8 protein-coding genes and 3 tRNA genes are annotated in these 8302 nt (G+C 53.1%); 5 read left to right on the top strand and 6 right to left on the bottom strand.

Annotation, left to right across the window (positions count from 1 at the left end; genetic code table 11):
• A partial coding sequence (locus ACZ6J2_RS08135; RefSeq protein ID WP_471725357.1) for a contractile injection system protein, VgrG/Pvc8 family occupies nt 1-386 on the bottom strand: 386 nt, incomplete at its 3' end.
• A gap of 380 nt (nt 387-766) precedes the next feature.
• Nucleotides 767-1435: a YecA/YgfB family protein gene (locus ACZ6J2_RS08130; protein WP_023336148.1), complete on the bottom strand. Its 669-nt coding sequence runs from the start codon at nt 1433-1435 to the stop codon at nt 767-769.
• Nucleotides 1436-1858: 423 nt separating this feature from the next.
• Between ACZ6J2_RS08130 and ACZ6J2_RS08125 the strand changes: the two genes are divergently transcribed.
• The 5 genes from ACZ6J2_RS08125 to ACZ6J2_RS08105 all read left to right on the top strand — a co-directional run bounded on the left by ACZ6J2_RS08125 (nt 1859) and on the right by ACZ6J2_RS08105 (nt 6865).
• Complete coding sequence (locus tag ACZ6J2_RS08125) at nt 1859-2980, top strand: branched-chain amino acid ABC transporter substrate-binding protein (RefSeq protein WP_471725356.1); 1122 nt, start codon at nt 1859-1861, stop codon at nt 2978-2980.
• Nucleotides 2981-3079: 99 nt separating this feature from the next.
• On the top strand, nt 3080-3994 hold the full coding sequence (locus tag ACZ6J2_RS08120; protein ID WP_023312278.1) for an ABC transporter permease subunit: 915 nt from the start codon (nt 3080-3082) through the stop codon (nt 3992-3994).
• An 11-nt stretch (nt 3995-4005) separates the two neighbouring features.
• Nucleotides 4006-5280 carry a high-affinity branched-chain amino acid ABC transporter permease LivM gene (gene livM, locus ACZ6J2_RS08115; RefSeq protein ID WP_471725366.1) on the top strand — a complete coding sequence of 425 codons (1275 nt, stop codon included), beginning with the start codon at nt 4006-4008 and terminating at the stop codon, nt 5278-5280.
• Nucleotides 5277-6152, top strand: a complete 876-nt coding sequence (locus ACZ6J2_RS08110) for an ATP-binding cassette domain-containing protein (protein WP_471725355.1) — start codon at nt 5277-5279, stop codon at nt 6150-6152. Before livM ends, ACZ6J2_RS08110 begins: the two co-directional genes overlap by 4 nt.
• Complete coding sequence (locus ACZ6J2_RS08105; RefSeq protein ID WP_471725354.1) at nt 6149-6865, top strand: ABC transporter ATP-binding protein; 717 nt, start codon at nt 6149-6151, stop codon at nt 6863-6865. Before ACZ6J2_RS08110 ends, ACZ6J2_RS08105 begins: the two co-directional genes overlap by 4 nt.
• A 168-nt stretch (nt 6866-7033) precedes the next feature.
• Here the strand turns inward: ACZ6J2_RS08105 and ACZ6J2_RS08100 are convergent, their stop codons facing one another.
• The 4 genes from ACZ6J2_RS08100 to ACZ6J2_RS08085 all read right to left on the bottom strand — a co-directional run bounded on the left by ACZ6J2_RS08100 (nt 7034) and on the right by ACZ6J2_RS08085 (nt 8226).
• Nucleotides 7034-7381: a hypothetical protein gene (locus tag ACZ6J2_RS08100; RefSeq protein ID WP_471725353.1), complete on the bottom strand. Its 348-nt coding sequence runs from the start codon at nt 7379-7381 to the stop codon at nt 7034-7036.
• 550 nt (nt 7382-7931) lie between these two features.
• Nucleotides 7932-8018 (bottom strand) — tRNA-Leu (locus tag ACZ6J2_RS08095).
• A 12-nt stretch (nt 8019-8030) separates the two neighbouring features.
• A tRNA-Cys gene (locus ACZ6J2_RS08090) sits at nt 8031-8104 on the bottom strand.
• 46 nt (nt 8105-8150) lie between these two features.
• Nucleotides 8151-8226, bottom strand: a tRNA-Gly gene (locus ACZ6J2_RS08085).
• Nucleotides 8227-8302 lie beyond the last annotated feature (76 nt).

Genomic DNA, 8302 nt, shown 5'->3' with positions numbered 1-8302 from the left:
CGGTAATTCCGGTCCAGCAGCGCCAGATCATGCTCCAGCACACACTCGTAAAGGGCTTCATCGGCAGAGGACTTCAGACGGGCAAACGACGTGATCACTCCGTTAATCTGGCGCACCGGCAACCAGGATTCTTGATTGTGCCAGGTCGATTTCGCTTTCGGGTCAGGCGCGCGCAGAATAAATTCAGCCATCTGGTTCAGAACGTCTTTGACTGCAACGTTCGGATTTGGACTGGTGAAGCGAATGGTATAACGGTAGGGCTTACTGAGTTCTTCTTCCCCGCAAAACGAATGAACATCCGGTGAAACGGTTTTACTTCGTGGGAAATACAGTAAATAACGATTCAGGGTATCCTGTTGTTGAACCGTGTCTGATTGTCCTGCCATCGTCAAATATCCTTTTGATCAATCGATAAGATTAATCAAAATATACGCCTGGAGACCACTCATTAAAACATTATTTCGCAAAAAGGGATAAGGGATTTAATTTATTCAACGCACAAATAAACACAAAATAAACATTCATGAATTAAATGAAAAGATAAAATAAATACCAGAAAGAAATATGACAATATCAGAATAAAAATAAGCACCTCAAGGCGTATAGATCAATGATATTCGGTGAGCAACGATAACATTGAGCTTATTCACGTCTGATACGCCTGGCCATATAAGGGGCCTCGACGGCCCCTTATCTCGGTCACAGGTTAAAAACGTATTATTCTCTACTGGTCTTAAGGTGAACGAACCAAAACCACAAAAATGTATCAGTGCAAACAGCAGCTCTTAAACTTCTTCCCGCTGCCGCAAGGACACGGATCGTTACGCCCGACCTTCGTGCCGTTCACCGTCGGTTTCTTCACTTCCGGCTGCTGCGGATTGTTAACCCAGTATTGATATAAACGCAGTGCCGCAGGCTGGATGCTTTCGATGCTGGCGATATACTCCTCTTCGGACAGTTCATCCAGCTTTTCGCTGTTCTCTTCCGTCCCGTGCAGGGCAATTACCTCAAGGTCGGCCTTCAGGGCTTCCGGCAGGGCTGACCAGTCCGTCAGCGCCACGCCGCGCATATAGCCATAGCACCACTCTTCCACCACGGTATAACTCTCACCGTCAACGTCGTTATAACCGAACATCGGTTCAAACTGATCCGGGTACTCGCTCAGGCGCTCGGCAATATCGTTCATATGCTTAAAGCAGAGATCGATAAAACGGTTCATCTCACGATCGTTTTTCCAGCGCGGAATGTACTTCTCGCCACCCCACACCGCCACCAGCCAGGCGTCTGGCTCAACGACAACAGGACCGGAAAGCACTGCGGTAAGCATGCCGTCCAGTTCGGACACGTCAATCACGGACGCGTCATCATGACCGTAAGACATTAACGTCTCTTCAAGCCACGCCATTTCGCTTTCATTCAATGGGCCTTCAGTCATCGCTGACACTCCTGCAAAAGGAAACGATCCTAACACATAACTCACGCCTCTCCGGGCTGAAGTTTAGGTCTTTATTGCTGCAAAAGCGTGCAAACCGTGACCTTTGCACAACTTATGGGCTTTATTGTTAACGATATGTGATCTCCGCTGTAATTTCTTCTCCTCCCGCAAGGCGGCATAACGCGGCGCTCTATACTCAAACATGTCGCATGCTCGTCAATGGGTTAACCATTCTGGCAACGTTTTTGCTTAACGTTCTTCGCGCGCCTCTGCGCAGGGAAATCTCGCCGTAATATGCAGGATGCCGTCTGTATCTTGTTCGTTTAGTGCATTTTGTTCTTGCTCGTGTTTCGGATTGGCTGCGCCGTCGGGCGTTCGGGTTTACGCCGTGGTGCAAAAACCTCTTTGCTAAGGAACATAATAATGTCGCTGAAATTAATCAGAACTCCTCTTTCTCTTGTGTTGGCCGGTTGCCTGGTGACGGCGTTTTCCGCCCGGGCAGATATTGTGATTGGCGTGGCAGGGCCGTTCACGGGTCCGAATGCCACCTATGGCGATCAGTACTGGCACGGCGCAACGCAGGCCGCTGAAGACATTAATGCCGCAGGCGGCATTAACGGCGAGAAGATCAAACTGGTTCAGGGGGATGATGCCTGCGAGCCCAAGCAGGCCGTGGCCGTCGCCAACCGTTTAGTTGACCAGGATAAAGTCAACGCCGTGGTCGGCCATTTCTGCTCCTCTTCCACAATGCCCGCCTCCGAGGTGTATAGCGACGCGGGCATTATTGCGATTACCCCCGGCTCAACTAACCCGCTGATCACCGAACGCGGCATGAGCGATATGTTCCGCATGTGCGGACGCGATGACCAGCAGGGTCAGGTTGCCAGCGACTTCATCATCGACAAGCTGAAAGCCAAGCGCGTGGTGATTATTCACGATAAAGACACCTATGGTCAGGGTCTGGCTGACGCCACCAAAGCGGCGCTGGCGAAACGCGGGGTTCAGGATGTGATGTATGAGGGGTTATCTCGCGGTGAGAAAGACTTTAACGCGCTGGTGACCAAGATCGGCGCGCTAAAACCGGACGTCGTGTTCTTCGGTGGCTGTCACCCGGAAGCCGGTCCGCTGGTTCGACAGATGCGCGAACAGGGCGTGCAGGCGAAATTCTTCTCCGGCGACTGTATTGTCAACGAAGAGATGGTGACCGCCGCGGGGGGCCCGCAATACACGAACGGCATTTACATGACCTTCGGTAAAGATCCGCGCCTTATCCCGGACGGTAAAGCGGTTATCGAGAAATTCCGCGCCGGTAAATTCGAGCCGGAAGGTTACACCCTTTACTCCTATGCCTCCGTACAGGCCATTGCCGCAGCCTTCAAGGCCACCGGCGGCAAGGACTCCGCCAAAGCCAGCGAGTGGCTGAAAGCCAATTCCGTCGACACGGTGATGGGCAAAAAAGCCTGGGACAACAAAGGCGATCTGAAAGTGTCTGACTACGTGGTGTACCAGTGGGACGACAAAGGCAAATATAAGGAAGTGCAGTAACGGGACGGAGTCACGCTCAACGTCGGCGGGCCTGCCCGTCGGCGCGTAATAAACATCAGGCTGCGCGCATCGCGCAGCCTATAAAACGAGCGCGCTAAGATGAGTACATTCTTCCTGCAACAGTTAATCAATGGCTTAACGCTGGGCTCCGTCTACGGTTTAATCGCCATCGGCTACACCATGGTGTACGGCATTATCGGGATGATCAATTTCGCCCACGGCGAAGTGTATATGATTTCCGCCTATCTCTGCGCCATTGGTCTGGCGCTGCTCTCGTTCTTCGGTCTGCAGTCGTTCCCGCTGCTGATTCTGGGTACGCTGGTGTTCACCATTGTGGTTACCGGGGTGTACGGCTGGACCATCGAGCGTATCGCCTACAAGCCGCTGCGCAACTCCACGCGCCTGGCGCCGCTGATCTCCGCCATCGGGATGTCGCTTATCCTGCAAAACTACGCGCAGCTGAGCCAGGGTCCGCGTCAGCAAGGGGTGCCGACCATGCTGGACGGCGTGATTCGCCTGCATCTGGGCGACGGCTTCGTGCAGATAACCTACACCAAAGTGTTTATTTTGGTTGCATCGTTTGCCGGCATGCTGGTGCTCACCTGGATTATCAACCATACCCGGCTGGGCCGGATGTGCCGCGCGGTACAGCAGGATCGTAAGATGGCCTCCATTCTGGGCATTAACACTGACCGGATTATTTCGCTGGTCTTTGTGATCGGCGCGGCGATGGCCGGTCTGGCAGGCGTGCTGATCACCATGAATTACGGCACCTTTGATTTCTACGTCGGGTTCGTGATCGGCATTAAAGCCTTCACTGCGGCGGTGCTCGGCGGCATCGGCTCCCTCCCCGGCGCCATGCTCGGTGGCCTTATCCTGGGCGTGGCGGAAGCCCAGTTCTCGGGCATGGTGAACTCGGACTATAAAGATGTCTTTTCGTTCGGCCTGCTGGTCATGATCCTGATTTTCCGTCCCCAGGGGCTGCTTGGGCGCCCGATTGTGGCCAAAGTGTGAGGGAGAGAATGATGACATCACACGGTTTTTCACTTAAACGCTGCATGCTGGACGCGATTTTTTCCGGGCTGATTGCGCTGATAATCTTCGGCCCCATAGCGGGCGTAGTGCTGGACGGTTACAGCTTTAACTTTGCCGGGCAGCGACTGGCCTGGATGGTTGGCATCGTCATGCTCGGGCGTTTTCTGCTGAGCGCCTTTTTAGGTACCGCCGCGGGCACCCGTTTCCAGGCGCGCTTCGAAGCCGATAGCGCGGGCGTATATGTCCGGCCACCGGAATACAAAAGCCGCATGCGCTGGATTATTCCTCTGGTGATTGCTCTTGCGATTTGCTTTCCGTTTGTCGCCACGAAATATGTACTGACCGTCGCCATTCTCGGGCTGATCTACGTGCTTCTCGGTCTGGGGCTGAATATCGTCGTGGGTCTGGCCGGCCTGCTGGATCTGGGATATGTCGCGTTCTACGCAATTGGTGCGTACGGTCTGGCGCTGGGATACCAGTATCTCGGCTTAGGCTTCTGGAGCATGCTGCCGCTGGCGGCAATCATGGCCGCCGCCGCAGGCGCCCTGCTCGGTTTTCCGGTACTGCGCATGCACGGTGACTATCTCGCCATCGTCACCCTCGGGTTCGGGGAGATTATTCGCCTGATACTGAACAACTGGCTGACCTTCACCGGCGGACCAAACGGCGTGTCGGCCCCTCCCCCCACCTTTTTCGGTCTGGAATTTGGACGACGCGCGAAAGAAGGCGGCGTGCCCTTCCACGAATTTTTCCACCTCACCTACAACCCGAACATGAAGTTTATTTTTATCTACGCGGTTCTGTTCCTGGTGGTGATGCTGGTGCTCTACATCAAGCACCGCCTGACGCGGATGCCGATTGGTCGGGCGTGGGAAGCGCTGCGTGAAGACGAAATTGCCTGCCGCTCGATGGGGTTAAATCATGTTCTGGTTAAGCTGTCGGCCTTTACGCTGGGTGCGTCGACCGCGGGCATTGCCGGGGTGTTCTTCGCCACCTATCAGGGGTTCGTAAATCCCACCTCCTTTACCTTCTTTGAATCGGCGCTGATCCTCGCCATCGTGGTGCTGGGCGGTATGGGCTCGACGCTTGGCGTGGTACTGGCCGCCTTTGTGCTTACGGTAACGCCGGAACTGCTGCGCAGTTTTGCCGAGTACCGCGTCCTGCTGTTTGGCATGCTCATGGTGGTGATGATGATCTGGCGTCCACGCGGTTTGATCCGCATTAACCGCAGCGGGTTTGCCGTGCGTAAGGGCGTCGCGCCATGAACGAAACGATATTACGCGTTGAACATCTGATGATGCACTTCGGCGGGATTAAGGCGCTAAACGACGTCAACCTGGACGTGCAGCGCAGCTCAATTACCGCCCTGATTGGGCCAAACGGGGCGGGGAAAACCACCGTGTTTAACTGCCTGACGGGCTTCTACAGAGCCTCCGGCGGCAACATTTTATTTAATACCCGCCATAAAACGACTAACGTTATTCAGGTGCTCGGACAAAAATTCCAGCCGGGTGACTGGATTAACCCCGCGCAGTTCGGGCAGCGTCTGTTCTACAAAATGTTCGGCGGAACGCATCTGGTCAATCGCGCAGGGCTGGCGCGCACGTTTCAAAATATCCGTCTTTTTCGCGAGATGTCTGTCGTGGAAAACCTGCTGGTTGCGCAGCATATGCGCGTTAATCGCAATCTGCTCGCCGGGATCTTAAATACGCCGGCATACCGGCGGGCGGAAAGCGACGCCCTGGACAGGGCCTTCTACTGGCTGGAAGTGGTGGATCTGGTGGAGTGCGCCAATCGTCTGGCGGGAGAGATGTCGTACGGCCAGCAGCGGCGTCTGGAAATTGCGCGAGCAATGTGCACCGGGCCGGAAATGATCTGTCTGGATGAACCCGCCGCCGGGCTTAACCCGGTTGAAACGCACAAGCTGAGCAGCATTATTCGTTTTCTGCGGGATCATCATGACATCACGGTATTGCTGATTGAGCATGATATGGGGATGGTGATGGAGATTTCGGACGACATTATCGTGCTCGACCACGGGGATGTTATTGCCAGGGGAAAACCCGAGCAGATCCAGCATGATGAAAAGGTGATTGCCGCCTACCTGGGTACGGATGAAAGCGAGGTCAACCTATGAGCGAACCGCTGCTGGCATTTCGCGAGGTGGACGTATTTTACGGCGTCATTCAGGCGCTTAAACAGGTTTCCCTTGAGGTCAATAAGGGTGAAACCGTGGCGCTGATTGGCGCAAACGGCGCGGGTAAATCGACATTGCTGATGTCCATCTTTGGCCAGCCCCGTATTCGCAGCGGAAAGATACTTTTCAGCGGCGAGGATATCAGCCATAAATCCACCCACTACGTCGCGTCCGGCGGTATTGCGCAGGCGCCGGAAGGCAGACGAATCTTCCCGGATATGACCGTTGAAGAGAACCTGCTGATGGGGACCATCCCCATCGGCAGCCAGTTTGCCGCTGAGGATATGCAAACCATGTTCGACCTGTTCCCGCGCCTCAAGGAGCGAAGCAAGCAGCGCGCGATGACCATGTCCGGCGGGGAACAGCAGATGCTGGCGATCGCCCGGGCGCTGATGAGCCGTCCGAAGCTGCTGCTGCTGGATGAACCGAGCCTCGGTCTGGCGCCGATTGTGGTGAAACAGATCTTCCAGACGCTGCGCGAGCTGGCCCGCAACGGCATGACTATCTTTCTGGTGGAGCAGAATGCGCATCACGCGCTGAAGCTTTCCGACCGCGGGTATGTGATGGTTAACGGGCAGATCCGGTTGAGCGGCACCGGCGAAGAGCTGCTTGGAAATCAGGAGGTGAGGAAGGCGTATTTGGGCGGGGTGTGACTGACGGATTTTAGGCACAAAAAAACCACCTTTCGGTGGTTTCACGACACTGCTTATTGCTTTGATTATTCTTTGTTTCCCATGGTAGTGGGAATTGGCCCCACACAGCGCGAACGATGGGGATAGTGAATAATGCGTTTTATCACAAAGTTAAGCTATAAGGACTCATTATTGCTGTGTACAGGTGAAACCGCCGTTTATAGTCGGATTACAATTAGTTTCCAGGGTAGGTTTAGGCTGAATACTTTGATTATATGCAGCGCTAGCTGCATTCAGGTTAGCCGCCTTTTGTTGCCATCCTGCTGCCGTACTTTGTGTAATAGCCGCACAATCTGCCGCACTGACCGTAGAAGTGCCCGCCTGTATTCTGGCTTGCATCATTTGAGCCGCTTCCGACCCACTGGTGAACGTGTCACCGCTCATAGCCTGACATAATTCATAGTCAGAGGCGTTAGGATTATTAGCACATCCCGTCATCACTACTGATAAAAAAGCAGCTATCATTATTTTTTTCATTTTTAATTATCCAATTCTTTTAAAATCCAGTCTCTCTCCCGACAGGGATACGGCTTCTTGTTATTGTAAAATATACATTTTGTTAACTGAGATAGGTGTGTTTCTGGTAAAGGCATTACTTGCCAGGACTTAACCCCGTGAACATAAGACTGACGGTTTGGTCCGGCAATATAGCGAATGGCCACCAGCAATTATCAAATTAAACGTCTTCTCGCTACGGCTAAGATACATCACTATTATTTTTTAGCGCGAATTAATTAATATTAGAAATGCATTAACTTAAATCAGTTTGATTTGCATCAATTTATGCGAACCGTGCTTCATTCGAAACTGGAAGATACTCGACTAAAACACAACCGTCTTTAAACATGACTATCTATTTAATAAAAAAAGGAAAAATGGTTGATGTAGGGTGTACGGGACAAGATTGTCCTTTTCCTGAGGCGAGTCAAGCTGACGAAAAAAGTGAACAGAAATTACAGGCACAAAAAAACCACCTTTCGGTGGTTTCACGACACTGCTTATTGCTTTGATTATTCTTTGTTTCCCATGGTACCCGGAGTGGGACTTGAACCCACACAGCGCGAACGCCGAGGGATTTTAAATCCCTTGTGTCTACCGATTCCACCATCCGGGCTCGGGAAGAAAGTGGAGGCGCGTTCCGGAGTCGAACCGGACTAGACGGATTTGCAATCCGCTACATAACCGCTTTGCTAACGCGCCGTAAAACTTTTCAAACTGACACCCGCTACTGCGCATGTCTTTAATCTGGAGCGGGAAACGAGACTCGAACTCGCGACCCCGACCTTGGCAAGGTCGTGCTCTACCAACTGAGCTATTCCCGCATGTCATCAAGTAAACATCTAACCACTTGATTTCATTACCGTCCGGCTTGCTGTGCCGCCGTTCGATGCGTTGCAT

This window comes from Enterobacter sp. E14S, from assembly GCF_055666685.1.
This window is presented reverse-complemented; position numbering and strand designations above follow the sequence as displayed.